Origin of the sequence: Nocardia sp. FBN12, assembly GCF_050320175.1 — a bacterium.
Taxonomy (GTDB): domain Bacteria; phylum Actinomycetota; class Actinomycetes; order Mycobacteriales; family Mycobacteriaceae; genus Nocardia.
In genome coordinates this window covers 760,160-776,588 of sequence record NZ_CP190048.1, presented here as the reverse complement: position 1 = coordinate 776,588, position 16,429 = coordinate 760,160, and the positions used below count along the sequence as shown (strand labels likewise).

Sequence of the window (16,429 nt, the reverse complement as noted above, 5' to 3'; positions counted from 1 at the left end):
CACCTTCTCCGGGGTCGGCCGCCCGATCTGCCCGCGACCGGAGTCGGAGTCAACTATGTTGGGAGACAACGGGTTAGCTTCGGCAACGAATGCGCCAACCAGGGTTCGAGGGGGAAACCATGGCCAACATCCGACGTGAACGCCGCCTACGAGCGGCCGAACAGGCACTCGCCGAACAGGGCAACCTGAGCTCGCCGGAACGTCGCGTTCTCACCGGCATTCTCGCCACCGAGGGCTGGCATCTGCTGACCCGCCGGGGACCTCGACGGCCCGGCCACCCCACCGCCTTTGCGATCGGCCCCACCGGTGTATTCGCGATCGTGTTCGCCGCCACCACGCCCGACGCCTCCGAACTCGGCGATCTGCGCAAGCACGCCGAAGAACCCCTCGTGCGCCTGACCGCCGCCGACTTCCGATTCGTCCCGCATATGGTCGAGATCGTCGTCGTACTCCCCGGCCGAATTCGTACCGAATCCGATGGTCGCGTCCACGTCGTCGACGAACCAGGCCTGCTCGACACTCTGATCCGCCGCGAACGACGGTTCAAGCAGGCCCGCGCCGCCCAGCTCGCGGCCTCCAGCGTCGAAAGATTCACCCGCCTGCACCTCGACCTGCCCACCACCGACGAGCCCACCGAACTCGCGGGCCTTTTCACCGAAACCGACCTCAATGAGGCCGAACGCGCCGCCGCCCTCGCCCGCCCGTTCAGCGACTGGATGACCTTCCTCGACCCTGCCCAGCTCACCCTGGTGCAGACCAACTTCACCGGTCCCGCTCGCATCAGCGGGCCGGCAGGCACCGGCAAGTCCGTAGTTGCCTTGCACCGCATGGCCCACTGGGCCAAACGCCACCAGGGCCGCCTGCTGTTCACCACCTTCGTCAAGACTCTTCCCACGTTCCATGAACGCGGCTTCGCCCATTTGGCACCGAGGGCGGTGGATCGCGCGGTCTTCACGGGTTTGCATGCCTGGACCGTCAAATTTCTCGGCGAGCGGGGCGTGCCGTTCAACCTCGACGACAAAGCTGTCGACGCCGCGCTCGCCGATGCCTGGCGCGACGTTCGCGGAACCTTGGACAAGGTCAAGGACACCGATTTCGGCTATTGGCACGACGAGATCGACCGCGTCATCAAAGGCCGGGGCCTGCCGAGCGTCGAAGCGTACAAGCAGGTGCGGCGCCGAGGCAGGGAGGGAATCAGCCTGCACGGCAAACGCCGCGAATTCGTCTGGAAACACTGGTATCAGCCTTACCAGCGGGGCCTCGAAGCCCGCGGCGCCCACGACTTCAACGACCTGATCTCGCTCGCCATCGAAGAACTCCGTGCGCGCCCCCTCACCGAGCGCGAGAGTTTCGACCTGGTGGTCGTCGACGAAGTCCAGGACTTCACGCTCTGCCAACTACAACTCGTCTACGAAATTGCCGGCGCCCGACCGGATTCTCTGCTCCTACTGGTCGGTGACGGCCAGCAGCAGGTATACGCAGGCGGCTGCACACTCTCCGAGGCGGGCATTCCACTGGTCGGTGGCCGCGGCCGCGTGCTGCGCACCAACTATCGCAACAGAGCCGCGATCCTCGACTACGCCCGGCGCATCGAAGCCTCCGACACCGTCGACGACCTGGACGGCGGCACCGGCGTCGTGCTGCGCGACAGCGACGCCACGCTCCCCGACGGCAAAGTCGTCGAGGAGTTCAGCACCCGCCGCCAAGCGGAGTCAGCAGTGCCCGCGGCGATCCAGGCAGCGAACCTGACCGGCGCCGACATCGCAGTGATCGTCCCTTACCGCAGCTACATCAGCCGCTACCTGACCATCCTCCGCCGAGCAGGCTTCCCCGCCATTCCCCTGGAACACTACGACGGCACCCAAACCGCCGACATCAAAGTCGGCACCATCCACCGCGCCAAAGGCATGGACTTCACCGCTGTCTTCCTCCTCACCAAACAACCCCCGCCCAACCTCACCGACCTCACCCCCGGCGCCCGCGACCAGGCCGAACTACAAGCCCGCCAGCACCTGGTAGCCGCCAGCCGAGCCCGCGACTACCTCTGGGTCGGCCTGCTCACCGATTGACGCACCCGAACACGGACAGCGGCCCACTGAGAACCATTCGGCCTCAGCGTCCGGGAACCCTGCGATCGAGCCGTCTCATTGACCGCCGGGAACAGCGGGACTACTCGCCGCGACCAGCGGCCCGATCAGAGCCATGGCATCCACACCCGGCGGCAGGTCGCTGACCTGCCCATCGCCGACTTCGATCACCCGCCAGCTGCCATCCGCACGGCGCGCGATGTCGGTGGTCACGAACCGGCAGCCGAGGGCCGACACCGCAGGCGCCACTACCGACAGGTCGGGTTCGGGGCACACCGCCGGATCATCGGGATGTGGTCCGACCAGGACGGGTTCACCGTCGAGCCACCACACCCTGGCCTCCGCCGCCCGACCGCCCCCTTCGTCGGTGAAGTCCTCGAACTCGCGCAGCACGACCCCACCTGCCAGGTACTCCCCTTGCAACTCGAGGAACCGCTCGACGACGCGCCGCAGCGCGGCGACATCAGCCAGATCGGGCACGAAACAGGCTGTGTCCCACTCATCCTTACGAGATTTCACGTAGTCCTTGACGATTCCCGCGCCCGGACCGAGCGACCCGGCCAGTCCCGCCAGCACCGACTCACCAGGCACTTCCCCCGGTTTCGCCTCCGTCCACCGGGACCGCGGTGTCAACTCGGCGAAGAACTCATACCACCCCGGCAGTTCGTGGGCCTTGGCGTAGCACTCGGGCGAGACCGCCAGCGCACAGCCGCGCCCCGAAAGCGCCTGGGCCAGTTCACGATAGCGATCCACCGGAATCATCCACCCGCGATACCACATCGTCCCTGCGGACCGCGGCACCCGCCGCACGGCCGCTGCCGCATCCCCGGCGATGAGCGCATCGTGGTCCAGCAAGGCGACCGTCCCATCAGCGGTCCGCACGGCCTCGGCCTGCGCGGCGAAGTGGTCGTCGACCCCCCGCGGATTCAGGGGGTCAGAACAGAACAGCAATGTTGCGGGCACCGCCGAATTCTATTGCTTTGAGCAGGCGACAACGGCCTCACAGACGTTCACCCAGCGCTCATGCCCCGATCAAGCGTGCTGCGTCCCCGCCAATTCCCGTTCCGCCGCGGGGCGAGCACTGAACGGACACTGCCATTCCACCGGCTTGGGTCGCCCGGAGTACCGCCGCGCTTCCGACAACGTCTCGTACTCCAGCAGATTCGGATTGATATCCCCCTGCAGCGAGATGTCCTGCTTACGGATCTTGTCCGCCAATCGATCCCACATCCCGTCGGCCTTGATCCGCGCGAACTGCTCATGCGAGTTGAACGCCAGCATCGGAAACGGTGGCCGCCGCCCGAACCGCCGATGCGTCTCGTGCAGTCCGATCACGAAGAACGGATGCCCCGCCACGCTGTACTTGAACTCACTGGACCGCGGATCCGACGAACACCCGTCCGCCCACGCGAACCGATCCGCGTCCGCCTCGTGCAGCAACTGCAGGTGCTCCCACAACAACTCCTCGAACCGCAGCTCATCCACCCCACGCGGCTGCTCGAACGTCGCGATGAAACTGGTGAACCTCCGAGAGCCCCAGTCGGCCCCACCCACGAACTCCGCGAGATCCGCCGCCATCAACCGAGCCGACTCTTCGCCACCCATCACGTCATAGTGACGATGGCTGATCCCGCCCTGGCGCCAGGCGGAGCGACCCGCCAGACAGGCGAACCGATCTCCGAGAAGGAACCGCTCCACCTCAACCCGCGCATCCGTCGTCAACCCCGGCGATCCTTTCCAGCCACATCTCAACACCGAACGAGTGCGCACCGATCGAATCGGCGAATTCAGCCACCTCGCTCGCACTGCGCGCTGATCCTGTCAGCCGACCGGCCAGTATGCGAATCGATCGACATGGCGTCGATTTCCTTTTCCCCGCTCGAGGGCCTGGTAGGACATACTCACGTGCTGCGAATCACGTCCGCTGCGGCGCACTGCGGGGGCCACACGACCCTCGGCAACGAAACCGCTGCTGGTGGCCACAGTGGTCCGACATCCAGCAATCGGTCGCGGCGATCAGCGCGACGGTTGATCTGTTCAACCATCGCATGCTCCGAGTTCATTGCGGCCAGACGACGCTGAACTGTCACTACGCGCAGTCGATGCGGCAGCACGGGTGCTGAACTACTTTGGTAGGCAGCGGGTTCCACAATGTCGGCTGATGGGGAGGATCAGAACGTGGTCGATGGTGAGCGGACGCAACATGCTTGGCTTGTTCGGGCGGGGAGTCATGGGCAGCGGGAGGCGCAGGCTCTAGCGGAGGGGTTGGCGATTGTCGGGTGGGATGAGGTGGGGGATCTCGGGTTGTATCGGACCTGGGAGGAGCTGAAGGCGGGGGTCCGGGGGTCTTATCCCGACGCGTCGGCGACCGTGGTGGGGAATTGGGCGGGGCAGCTGTGGAAGTTCGGTACTGAGATCGTGGAGGGCGATCTGGTGGTGATGCCGTTGAAGGGGAAAGCAGGGGTGGTGGCGATCGGGCGAGTGGTCGGGGAGTACGAGTATCGGCCAGAGCCTGAGTCATTTCGGCAGGTGCGCAGGGTGGAGTGGGTGCGTGCCGATGTGCCGTGGGAGGCTGTTCGGTCTGATCTGCGGGCCAGTCTCGGATCGCTGCTCACGGTGTGTGGGCTGCGACGGCACAATGCAGCGGTGCGGATCGCGCATCTCGCTGAGCACGGGAGCGATCCCGGATATGTGGGCGATGTTGCGGCGACCGGGTCCGATGAGCTGCTCGCCGAGGCCGGTGCGCGGGATGCGGGGAATCCGCGGGAGTTGACTGTGCGGAGTCTGCTCGAGCACTGGGGGTTCGAGCGGCGGACTGCTGCCGCGGTCGCGATGATCAAGGCTGATCTCGCGGAGAACGGGCTCACCACGCGGCCGCCGTTCACCGAGGGGCCGCTCAGTGAGGTGATCGCGATCGTGCCGCTCGAGAGTGAGCCGGCGGTCGGCACGCGAAGTGCGGAACGGGCATCGGTCGAGAATGTCGTCGAGCCCGAGCCGATGACACGACGGTTGGGAAGCCTGCCTGCGGTGCTGGTGTGGGTGTCGTCGAGTGTGGAACTCACGACCGCCAAGACGACGATGGTGCGGCATCAGTATTCACAGCTGGCCGTGATCGATGAGCATGACGGGACGTATCACGGGGCGGTGACCTGGGAATCGATCGGGCGGGCGCATATCGCGACGGATCATCCGACGCTGGCCGATGCCACGGTGCCCGCGGTCGTGGTGGATCATGATGCGCCGCTACTGGATCAGATCGAGGCGATCTACGACAACGGGTTCATCTTCGTGCGGGATCCGGATCGGGTACGCGTGACCGGGATTCTCACCGCTGCCGACCTGACACGCCAATTCGGCACACTGGCACGGCCGTTCGTCCTCATCGAGGAGGCCGAGAACCGGCTGCGCAGGGCGGCGCGGGATCACCTCGACACCGAGGACTACAAAGCGGCGGCGCCGAAGAATCGGCGGGCGTATGTGACCGAGCCCGAGCATCTGACGTTCGGCGGGTACGTGCATCTCCTGCAGAGTCCGACCAGTTGGCGCAAGCTCGGGTGGCGGCTTGATCAGAATCAGGTGATCGAGCTGGTCGAGCAGGTGCGGCTGGTACGAAATGAATTGATGCACTTTGCCACAGACCCGCTGTCTGCCGGGCAAGAAGCAGCTGTGCACGGGCTGCTCCAGGTGCTGCGGACTGCGGAACCCAACCCGTGACGCAGCTCGGCCTCAAGGGCACGCAAAAAGGCCCCCAACCAATGGTTGAGGGCCTTTCGCAATGATGTTCCGGCAGTGTCCTACTCTCCCACACCCTGTCGAGTGCAGTACCATCGGCGCAGGTGGCCTTAGCTTCCGGGTTCGGAATGGGACCGGGCGTTTCCCCACCGCTATAACTACCGTAACTCTATGAAACTATCGACAGCGCTCCCCACCCAAAAAGCGATCCCGTGAAGAATCACCCCTTTGGCGGGTGTGCTGCAGTGTCTGTTGTTTCAGAAACCGCACAGTGGACGCGTAACACCTTCGTAGTAAGCCCTCGGCCTATTAGTACCAGTCACCTACACCAGTTACCTGGCTTCCAATTCTGGCCTATCAACCCCATGGTCTGTAGGGGGCCTTAACCCATCAAGTGGGAGAGAAACCTCATCTTGGAACAGGCTTCCCGCTTAGATGCTTTCAGCGGTTATCCCTTCCGAACGTAGCCAACCAGCAGTGCTCCTGGCGGAACAACTGGCACACCAGAGGTTCGTCCGTCCCGGTCCTCTCGTACTAGGGACAGCCTTCCTCAAGTTTCTTACGCGCGCGGCGGATAGAGACCGAACTGTCTCACGACGTTCTAAACCCAGCTCGCGTGCCGCTTTAATGGGCGAACAGCCCAACCCTTGGGACCTACTCCAGCCCCAGGATGCGACGAGCCGACATCGAGGTGCCAAACCATCCCGTCGATATGGACTCTTGGGGAAGATCAGCCTGTTATCCCCGGGGTACCTTTTATCCGTTGAGCGACACCGCTTCCACTTGCCGGTGCCGGATCACTAGTCCCGACTTTCGTCCCTGCTCGACCTGTCAGTCTCACAGTCAAGCTCCCTTGTGCACTTGCACTCAACACCTGATTGCCAACCAGGCTGAGGGAACCTTTGGGCGCCTCCGTTACATTTTGGGAGGCAACCGCCCCAGTTAAACTACCCACCAGGCACTGTCCCTGAACCAGATCATGGTCCGAGGTTAGAAGTCCAATACGATCAGAGTGGTATTTCAACGACGACTCCCACAACACTAGCGTGCCGCTTTCACAGTCTCCCACCTATCCTACACAAACCGTACCGAACACCAATACCAAGCTATAGTGAAGGTCCCGGGGTCTTTTCGTCCTGCCGCGCGTAACGAGCATCTTTACTCGTAATGCAATTTCGCCGAGTCTGTGGTTGAGACAGCAGAGAAGTCGTTACGCCATTCGTGCAGGTCGGAACTTACCCGACAAGGAATTTCGCTACCTTAGGATGGTTATAGTTACCACCGCCGTTTACCGGGGCTTAAATTCTCAGCTTCGCGGACAAAGTCCGCTAACCGGTCCTCTTAACCTTCCGGCACCGGGCAGGCGTCAGTCCGTATACATCGTCTTACGACTTCGCACGGACCTGTGTTTTTAGTAAACAGTCGCTTCTCTCTGGTCTCTGCGACCCCACCCAGCTCCAAGAGTAAATCTCTTCACCGGGCGTGGTCCCCCTTCTCCCGAAGTTACGGGGGCATTTTGCCGAGTTCCTTAACCACAGTTCTCTCGATCGCCTTAGTATTCTCTACCTGACCACCTGTGTCGGTTTGGGGTACGGGCCGTGTACCAGCTCGCTAGAGGCTTTTCTCGGCAGCATAGGATCACTGAATTCCCCTCAACGGGTACGCATCACGTCTCAGGCTACATGTTGTGCGGATTTGCCTACACAACGCCCTACACGCTTACACCAGGTATTCCATCACCTGGCCCAGCTACCTTCCTGCGTCACCCCATCGCTTACCTACTACAACCGGGGTCCTGTGCAGCAATCATCCCTCTCACCCGAAGGCTCGATAAGACAACATTTGGACAGTTAGCACAACTGATTCAGCATTGGGCGCGGATACACGGGTACGGGAATATCAACCCGTTGTCCATCGACTACGCCTGTCGGCCTCGCCTTAGGTCCCGACTCACCCTGGGCGGATTAACCTGGCCCAGGAACCCTTGGTCATTCGGCGGACGAGTTTCTCACTCGTCTTTCGCTACTCATGCCTGCATTCTCACTCCCGTGGCCTCCACAGCTAGTTCACACTGCTGCTTCCACGGCCACAGGACGCTCCCCTACCCATCCACACACCTGGCCCTGCACGAATGCAGGACGGGTTATTGTGTGAATGCCGCGGCTTCGGCGGTGTACTTGAGCCCCGCTACATTGTCGGCGCAGGATCACTTGACCAGTGAGCTATTACGCACTCTTTCAAGGGTGGCTGCTTCTAAGCCAACCTCCTGGTTGTCTAAGCGACCCCACATCCTTTTCCACTTAGTACACGCTTAGGGGCCTTAGCCGGCGATCTGGGCTGTTTCCCTCTCGACTACGAAGCTTATCCCCCGCAGTCTCACTGCCACGCTCTCACACACCGGCATTCGGAGTTTGGCTGACTTCGGTAAGCTTGTAGGCCCCCTAGGCCATCCAGTAGCTCTACCTCCGATGTGAAACACGTGACGCTGCACCTAAATGCATTTCGGGGAGAACCAGCTATCACGGAGTTTGATTGGCCTTTCACCCCTACCCACAGCTCATCCCCTCAGTTTTCAACCTAAGTGGGTTCGGGCCTCCACGACGTCTTACCGTCGCTTCACCCTGGCCATGGGTAGATCACTCCGCTTCGGGTCCATAATGTGCGACTGAATTTCGCCCTATTCAGACTCGCTTTCGCTACGGCTACCCCTCAACGGGTTAACCTCGCCACACACCGATGACTCGCAGGCTCATTCTTCAAAAGGCACGCCATCACCCCACGTACAAGTACGAGGGCTTTGACGGATTGTAAGCGCACGGTTTCAGGTACTATTTCACTCCCCTCCCGGGGTACTTTTCACCTTTCCCTCACGGTACTAGTCCGCTATCGGTCACCAGGGAGTATTCAGGCTTACCGGGTGGTCCCGGCAGATTCACAGCAGATTTCACGGGCCCGCTGCTACTCGGGAGACATCCACAACAGCCAAGAAGTTTTCGTTTACCGGACTATCACCGTCTATGGCAGGCCGTTCCAGACCACTTCAACTAACCACTTGGTTTCTTACTGTTGCTCGACTCGGCAGAGTCGAGAAGAATGTTCCCACTACCCCAACCAGACAACGACTGCCGTCTATCACATCTGATTGGTTTAGCCTCATCCGCTTTCGCTCGCCACTACTCACGGAATCACTGTTGTTTTCTCTTCCTGTGGGTACTGAGATGTTTCACTTCCCCACGTTCCCTCCACACACCCTATATATTCAGATGCGGGTAACACGACATCACTCGTGCTGGGTTTCCCCATTCGGAAATCCTCGGATCTCAGCTCGGTTGACAGCTCCCCGAGGCTTATCGCAGCCTCCTACGTCCTTCATCGGCTCCTGGTGCCAAGGCATCCACCGTACGCTCTTAAACACTTACTAACAAAGATGCTCGCGTCCACTGTGCAGTTCTCAAACAACACACCCGCACCGGATTGATTTCCTGACCTACTCACCAACCCGAAGGTTGCCGGCGGTTTCGAAGGAGATCCGAGCGGATCGTTTGTTTTGCCTTGAAAAAACACTGTCGCGTGTTCTTTCAGGACCCAATAGTGTGTCGGTATACCCATCGCGACCCCGGACTGAGCCGGTGTCGTATGCGATGAAATTTGTCAGTGTTCCACCCATGAGCGTCCGCAGTTCCACGAAAGGGAACTAAACGGTCTCTGACACAACCTCATCCACCTGTGTGGAGAGATCATGTAGATGTGCTCCTTAGAAAGGAGGTGATCCAGCCGCACCTTCCGGTACGGCTACCTTGTTACGACTTCGTCCCAATCGCCGATCCCACCTTCGACGGCTCCCTCCACAAGGGTTAGGCCACCGGCTTCGGGTGTTACCGACTTTCATGACGTGACGGGCGGTGTGTACAAGGCCCGGGAACGTATTCACCGCAGCGTTGCTGATCTGCGATTACTAGCGACTCCAACTTCACGGGGTCGAGTTGCAGACCCCGATCCGAACTGAGACCGGCTTTAAGGGATTCGCTCCACCTCGCGGTATCGCAGCCCTCTGTACCGGCCATTGTAGCATGTGTGAAGCCCTGGACATAAGGGGCATGATGACTTGACGTCGTCCCCACCTTCCTCCGAGTTGACCCCGGCAGTCTCTCACGAGTCCCCGCCATTACGCGCTGGCAACATAAGATAAGGGTTGCGCTCGTTGCGGGACTTAACCCAACATCTCACGACACGAGCTGACGACAGCCATGCACCACCTGTACACCGACCACAAGGGGGCCTACATCTCTGCAGGTTTCCGGTGTATGTCAAACCCAGGTAAGGTTCTTCGCGTTGCATCGAATTAATCCACATGCTCCGCCGCTTGTGCGGGCCCCCGTCAATTCCTTTGAGTTTTAGCCTTGCGGCCGTACTCCCCAGGCGGGGTACTTAATGCGTTAGCTACGGCACGGATCCCGTGGAAGGAAACCCACACCTAGTACCCACCGTTTACGGCATGGACTACCAGGGTATCTAATCCTGTTTGCTACCCATGCTTTCGCTTCTCAGCGTCAGTTACTTCCCAGAGACCCGCCTTCGCCACCGGTGTTCCTCCTGATATCTGCGCATTTCACCGCTACACCAGGAATTCCAGTCTCCCCTGAAGTACTCTAGTCTGCCCGTATCCCCTGCAAGCTTAAGGTTGAGCCCCAAGTTTTCACAGAAGACGCGACAGACCGCCTACAAGCTCTTTACGCCCAGTAATTCCGGACAACGCTCGCACCCTACGTATTACCGCGGCTGCTGGCACGTAGTTGGCCGGTGCTTCTTCTACAGGTACCGTCACTTGCGCTTCGTCCCTGTCGAAAGGGGTTTACAACCCGAAGGCCGTCATCCCCCACGCGGCGTCGCTGCATCAGGCTTTCGCCCATTGTGCAATATTCCCCACTGCTGCCTCCCGTAGGAGTCTGGGCCGTGTCTCAGTCCCAGTGTGGCCGGTCACCCTCTCAGGTCGGCTACCCGTCGTCGCCTTGGTAGGCCGTTACCCCACCAACAAGCTGATAGGCCGCGGGCCCATCCTGTACCGATAAATCTTTCCACCACCGACCATGCGATCGGTGGTCATATCCGGTATTAGACCCAGTTTCCCAGGCTTATCCCGAAGTACAGGGCAGATCACCCACGTGTTACTCACCCGTTCGCCGCTCGTGTACCCCGAAGGGCCTTACCGCTCGACTTGCATGTGTTAAGCACGCCGCCAGCGTTCGTCCTGAGCCAGGATCAAACTCTCCGTTGAAGACTCTCGAAAACACCCCGAAGGGCGCAATCAAAATTATCTAACTAGAGTCCGAAAACCTAGCAAAGCCAAACACCAGCAAAAAATTTCGCTGTTGTTTATGTCCAACCTCCCACGACCGGGGGGTACGCGAAGGTTGGAACCAATAATAAATATTGGCACTGACATTCATCGACACACTATTGAGTTCTCAAAGAACACACGCACACACTTCTACCCACAACTTCTCGGAGGGGTTTCGGCGAGGCAAGGGTTCGTACTTTAGCTCAGGCAACCGGTCGGAAGCAAATCCGTACCGAGTCGTTCTGAACACATGATCAGCCAGGCGCTCATCGTCCTACCTCGTGTCTCGGCCGCTGGGCGGCTGAGTCGGTGTCCGTGTCGCTCTGACTCGAATAAAGTTACGTGTCGACATTTGCAATGTCAAATCGCCTAGTCAGGGGATATTTTCGCAGCGTTCATGTATGAAAGTGCGCATGGCGGACGAACATAGCGGGAAGCGTCGGCGGTTGCGCCGCATCGCGCGGGCTGGAGTTGTGTTGGCGGGCGGCCTCGCGTTGGTGACGGCCGGGGCGAACATTGCCATGTGGACTTTGTCGTCCGGCCATAGAAGTGATGTGGCTTCCGCGCCCAGCGCAGCTGTCGTCATCATCCCGGGCGCCAGAGTCGCGCCGGACGGAACTCCAATGGCCTATCTACGGGGACGCCTCGATGTGGCGATCGAGTTGGTCGAGGCAGGCAAGGCCAGGGAGATTCTGCTGTCGGGCGATGCCGGCGGGTCGTCGGGCGATGAGATCGCCTCGATGACGCGCTATCTACTCGACCATGGCATCGACCCGGCCATTGTTCGATCCGACGGTGCGGGGCTGTCCACACGGGAGACCTGCGAGCGGGCGAGGTCGCTGTTCGGGGTCAACCGCGCGATCATCGTCAGCCAGTATCAGCATCTGCCTCGGGCGGTGGCATTGTGCCGGGCCGCGGATATCGAGGCCGACGGCGTGGTCGCCTATTGCGAGTGCAGGCGCGTCACCGAGGTACGCAACAACGTTCGTGAATGGCTGGCAGCACCGAAGGCCGTCGCGGAGATGATTCTGCGCTGAGGGCGCGCCTGGACCGCAGTGCGGCGACGAACCGACGCCACCGCGCGGGGCGCGCCGGCGGTCGCGCGGGTGGCGTTGTGACCATCTGCGGTATCACCGGCGCGTAAGGCGGGCCCGCCAGCAGGATTCGGCATCCTTGCCGAATCTCTTCGCGGATCTTCGGCGGGTCGGCGAACTCCAAATACGCCGACAGCGACTCGAACTCGCGGGCCAGGTCTTCCAGATCCGGTGCGGGCGAATCCGGGTATCCGGCCAGTTCCAGGAGTTGCGCCGTGATCGCGCCCAGGTGATGGGTCGAGGCGCCCTCATCTGACAGCAGAGCTGTCGCGTGGTGTCGCGCCCGGCCGACTCGGACAGCGACCTCCCAGGCCGTCCAGTCGTTCACCACATCCAGTTCGGCCAGCGCGGTGCGGAACAGCTCGGGGGCGCCGCCGCAGTCCGTTCGGTGCAGACAGGCGAGTTCGAGCAGCGCGGGACTGTCGAGTCCGCGGGCCAGCGCCTCGGCAGCGGCCATCGACAGGTCCTCGTCGTCGAGCTCACGGAGCACGAACAGTTCTGCCGCGTGGGCCAAGTCGTCCATGATCCCAGCGTGCGCGGCGGGAGGTGAACGGGTCAAAGGGTTTTCCGGTGCGGCTAAGGGCGGTGGGGACTTGCCGCGGCGGTAGGACCAGCGCCGATGGTTCTCGCCACGGCGGGCGGAAGCATCGGGGTAACGTGCCGGCGTAATCCGGATCGCGTACCGTGATCGGGGTTGTCTGCAATGATCGCCGACCGGATTGGGGTGCATCGTGAGCGGTTCCGAGCACGCCGCGCGGCTCGTGCGTTTCTGGCAGACCGTGGAGTTGTTCGGTCCGCAGTTCGTGCCCGACGTCGAGAACAACGGGCTGGTGGTCGACCTCGCGGCGGATGAGCTCGCGCCGTGGGAAAATCTTGCCGCGCTACCGGTGTTGAAGACCGGGCGGGTGTGGCAGTTCGTCGTGTACGGCGGCTTGTTCGAAGTGGGGCGTGCGCGGGAAGCGCTGGTGCGGACATTCGGTGAGGACCAGCTCGAGGCCGACGCTCGACGGGCCGGGACCACAGCGGCTTTCGCGGTGACGCTGACCGACGGCGGAGTGGTCGTCGGGGGCTCGGCGACGTTGTCGGGGTTGGCGTGGGCCGTGAATCGGTTGCGCGCGCCGGGTCCGAACGATGCGGGCTGGGCCGACGGGTTCGAGCATGATTCGGCGGCATTCACCGCCGCGCTCGACACACTCACCCGCGATACGCAGCCGGACATCGAACAGATGGGTCCGGCACCGCGGTGGCGTGCACTGGATGTGGCGGGACGCGGGGTGGCGGCCTCGGTACTCGCCGCGGGTGCGGACGGGGTCATCTCGCCTGGGCTCGCCGGGATGTCGGCCTCGGCTTTCGCCGAACGGTTTGCCGTCGAGTTCGATGAGGACGTTGTCGATGCGCCCCGGTTGACCGGTCGAGACATGCAGACTCTCACCGGCGAACTGTGTGCCGCGCTCGGCATTCGATCGGAGTTGCGGGCGGGCGGTGTGCGGGTGGCGTGCGTCCAGGTCGCGGCGCGTGACGCGGACAGCGACGCGGCCGAGGATCGGCTGAACAGCGGGCTCGGCGCGGACCTGGCCGAGCTGGCGAAGGCGGTGGAGCGCGGCGATATCGGTCCGGCGCTGCGTGATTACCTCGCGGCGCCGGAAGCGCTGCCTGTCGATGACCGGATCGATGTGCGCCGACGACAGGATGCGGTGGTCGAAGGGCTGCTCCCCCACCTTATTCCGGACGGCCGGTGGCCCGGCGACGCGCTGGTGTCAGGACAGCAGTTCGCGGTCGACCGCGCGCTGTCCGAATTACGCGATGGTGCGGGGATTTTCGCGGTACACGGTGCGCCGGGGACCGGAACGACGACGATGCTCAGGGACCTGTTGGCGGGAATCCTGGTCGACCGTGCCGCGCAGCTGGCGGCCTTCGATGATCCGATGGCGGTGTTCGCGGGGGTCACCGAGCAGGTCCAGGTAGCGAAGAACTACACGGTGGGCGCGCACCGGTTGGCGAACAGCGTGACCGGGTTCGAAGTGGCGCTGGCGACGGGCAGCGACGCCGCCGCCGCCGAGGTGGTAGCCGAGATCCAGCATCGTGGCGCGATCAACGGCGAACTCAATCATTTCACCGACCTGGCCGAACTCGTCGGCGGTGAACCGGCGTGGGGGTTGGTCGCCGCGGCACTGGGCGGGACGCGGCGCGCGTTCGCCGAGCAGTTCTGGTTCGGGGATCGGTTCGCCGCCGAGCGGAAGACCGGGACACCGAACGGTGGAATGCTCGACATCCTCAAACAGGCTGAGGCCGACCAGGATTCGATTCCGGATTGGCCGACCGCGGTTCGCGACTTCAGCACTCGTCGCGCCGAGGTGCGCAGGCTCGCCCAAGAGCGGCAGAACGTCGCCGACGCGGTCGCTGAGCTGCCCGCCATGAACGCGGGGTTGCAGTCGATGTCGGCGGAGATCGCCAATGCTGATGACGCACACGCACATTGGCGCGAACGTCATCAGCTGGCAACCGAGCACCTGCGAGCGGCGCAGTCCGCGCACCACCGGGCAGGCAAGTTCCTGACCGAGCACGGTGGGCTCAAGCCGGGATTCATGGCATCGCTGTCGACGGGCTTTCGGGCCGGTCGACGGTGGAGTGCGCGCAGCAATGAGTTGCTGCGCGAACGGCACATCGCCGAGGCGGAGATGCGGCGACGCCAGACCGAGGTCGAGTACACGCGCGACCAGTGGGCGGCGGCGGCCGAGCACGGGCGCACGCTGATTCGCGAGCACGTCGAGCTGACGGAGCGACGGCTGGCGGCGCTGGACGTTATCGAGCGTGGACGCGAGAATTGGTCGCGGACAATACCTTTCGGTGATGTCGCGGGTGACGACGAGCAGTTCCAGCTGTGCAATCCATGGGCTGACGAGCAGTACGCCAGCGCGCGGCGTGAGCTGTTCCTGTCGGCGTTGAAATTGCATCGCGCGTTCTTGCTGAATGCGGCGCCGCGGGTACGCGACAACCTGATCGTCGCCATCGCGTTGATCCGTGGCGAGCTCGCTGTCGCACCGAAGCCGGAAACCGTCGCGGCGGCGTGGCAGACGCTGTTCCTCGCGGTCCCGATGATCGCGACTACCTTCACCGCGCTGCCCCGGTTGTTCGCCGGGCTGGGGTCCGAGGCGCTCGGGTGGTTGTTCGTCGACGATGCCGGGCAGGCGGCGCCGCAGTCGGTGGCAGGCGGATTGTGGCGAACTCGGCGAGCGGTGATCGTGGGCGATCACCGTCAGCTGGGACCGGTTGGGGCGCTGCCGACTTCGGCGCAGGAAGCGCTGGTACAGCAGTACGGGCTCGATGCGGAATGGATGCCGGATCAGGCGTCGGCGCGCCAGGCGGCTGATCGCGGGGTGCGCTACGGAACGTGGCTGATGCCGTCGGATTCGGTCGCGCCGGTGTGGGTCGGCACGCCGTTGCGGGTCCATCGGCGCAGCGACAGGCCGATTTTCGAACTCACACATCACATCGCCTACGACGATGATCTGCTGGTGTTCGGCACGCCGGACCGGCCGGAGTTCCCCGGACATGATCGGTGGATCGATGTCAGATCGGCACGGGCCGAAGGCAATTGGATTCCCGGCGAAGGTGAAGCGCTCGCCGCCCTGCTCGCGCAATTGACCGAGGACGGGGTGGCCGCGGCCGACATCCGGGTGGTCAGCCCGTTCCGCGATGTCGCCGACGGTGCTCAGGAAATCGCGCGCGAAGTGCTGGGCGCGGACTTCGCGGAGCGGCAGGTGGGAACTGTCCATGCGATGCACGGCAACTCGGCCGAGGTAGTCGTATTGATCTTGGGCACCTCGCCCGCCGCGGGCGGATCGCGCCGGTGGGCAGCGACAAACCCGAACGTGCTCAACACCGCGGTGTCACGCGCCCGGCGACGGGTCTACGTGATCGGCAACTACCGGCTGTGGAGCAGCCAACGGTATTTCGCCGACCTCGCCCAGCGCTGGACAGTCGAGACCGAGCAACTGGTCGATCAAACCGTGAGCCAATAGAAGCCGAATGCCTCGATCCACAGGACGTTAACGGCCGTTCGCGGCGGATAACGGTGACCGTCCACCGCCCAACGATTCGGTCTCCGACCTGGTGGTTGCGGCGAGGTAGCGAGACAATGAGCGATGCGTCTCAATGATCGGAACAGCCATGAGGCC

7 protein-coding genes and 3 rRNA genes are annotated in these 16,429 nt (G+C 62.7%); 4 read left to right on the top strand and 6 right to left on the bottom strand.

Annotation, left to right across the window (positions count from 1 at the left end; translation table 11 throughout):
• The first annotated feature begins 119 nt into the window (after positions 1-119).
• On the top strand, positions 120-2,069 hold the full coding sequence (locus ACQHI0_RS04005; protein WP_427906573.1) for a UvrD-helicase domain-containing protein: 1,950 nt from the start codon (positions 120-122) through the stop codon (positions 2,067-2,069).
• Between the two features lie 75 nt (positions 2,070-2,144).
• Here the strand turns inward: ACQHI0_RS04005 and ACQHI0_RS04000 are convergent, their stop codons facing one another.
• Complete coding sequence (locus ACQHI0_RS04000; protein ID WP_427906572.1) at positions 2,145-3,050, bottom strand: ATP-grasp domain-containing protein; 906 nt, start codon at positions 3,048-3,050, stop codon at positions 2,145-2,147.
• Positions 3,051-3,119: 69 nt separating this feature from the next.
• Positions 3,120-3,785: a guanitoxin biosynthesis heme-dependent pre-guanitoxin N-hydroxylase GntA gene (gene gntA, locus ACQHI0_RS03995; protein WP_427909071.1), complete on the bottom strand. Its 666-nt coding sequence runs from the start codon at positions 3,783-3,785 to the stop codon at positions 3,120-3,122.
• 567 nt (positions 3,786-4,352) lie between these two features.
• Here gntA and ACQHI0_RS03990 point away from each other — a divergent pair.
• Positions 4,353-5,801, top strand: coding sequence for a hypothetical protein (locus ACQHI0_RS03990; RefSeq protein WP_427906571.1), 1,449 nt, complete (start codon positions 4,353-4,355; stop codon positions 5,799-5,801).
• A 67-nt stretch (positions 5,802-5,868) separates the two neighbouring features.
• On the opposite strand, the gene rrf is transcribed toward ACQHI0_RS03990, so the two are convergent.
• From rrf to ACQHI0_RS03975, 3 genes are all read right to left on the bottom strand, one after another.
• Positions 5,869-5,985, bottom strand: a 5S ribosomal RNA gene (gene rrf / locus ACQHI0_RS03985).
• 123 nt (positions 5,986-6,108) lie between these two features.
• Positions 6,109-9,240 (bottom strand): 23S ribosomal RNA (locus ACQHI0_RS03980).
• 337 nt (positions 9,241-9,577) lie between these two features.
• Positions 9,578-11,094: ribosomal RNA gene (locus ACQHI0_RS03975) — 16S ribosomal RNA — on the bottom strand.
• The 16S, 23S and 5S rRNA genes sit together here, the layout of an rRNA operon.
• Before the next feature lie 509 nt (positions 11,095-11,603).
• Here ACQHI0_RS03975 and ACQHI0_RS03970 point away from each other — a divergent pair.
• The gene (locus ACQHI0_RS03970; protein ID WP_427906570.1) at positions 11,604-12,194 is read left to right on the top strand and encodes a SanA/YdcF family protein; all 591 of its coding nucleotides are present in this window, start codon (positions 11,604-11,606) and stop codon (positions 12,192-12,194) included.
• On the opposite strand, the gene ACQHI0_RS03965 is transcribed toward ACQHI0_RS03970, so the two are convergent.
• Positions 12,121-12,774 (bottom strand): hypothetical protein, encoded by a 654-nt coding sequence (locus tag ACQHI0_RS03965; protein WP_427906569.1) that lies wholly within the window; start codon positions 12,772-12,774, stop codon positions 12,121-12,123. The genes ACQHI0_RS03970 and ACQHI0_RS03965 overlap by 74 nt on opposite strands.
• A gap of 208 nt (positions 12,775-12,982) precedes the next feature.
• On the opposite strand from ACQHI0_RS03965, the gene ACQHI0_RS03960 reads away from it, so the two are divergent.
• Positions 12,983-16,273 carry a DEAD/DEAH box helicase gene (locus ACQHI0_RS03960; RefSeq protein WP_427906568.1) on the top strand — a complete coding sequence of 1,097 codons (3,291 nt, stop codon included), beginning with the start codon at positions 12,983-12,985 and terminating at the stop codon, positions 16,271-16,273.
• Positions 16,274-16,429 lie beyond the last annotated feature (156 nt).

Excerpts from the sequence above, each read along its gene's own strand:
- ACQHI0_RS04005 (WP_427906573.1), top strand. The coding sequence starts at position 120 with ATGGCCAACATCCGACGTGAACGCCGCCTACGAGCGGCCGAACAGGCA.
- ACQHI0_RS03965 (WP_427906569.1), bottom strand. The coding sequence starts at position 12,774 with ATGGACGACTTGGCCCACGCGGCAGAACTGTTCGTGCTCCGTGAGCTC.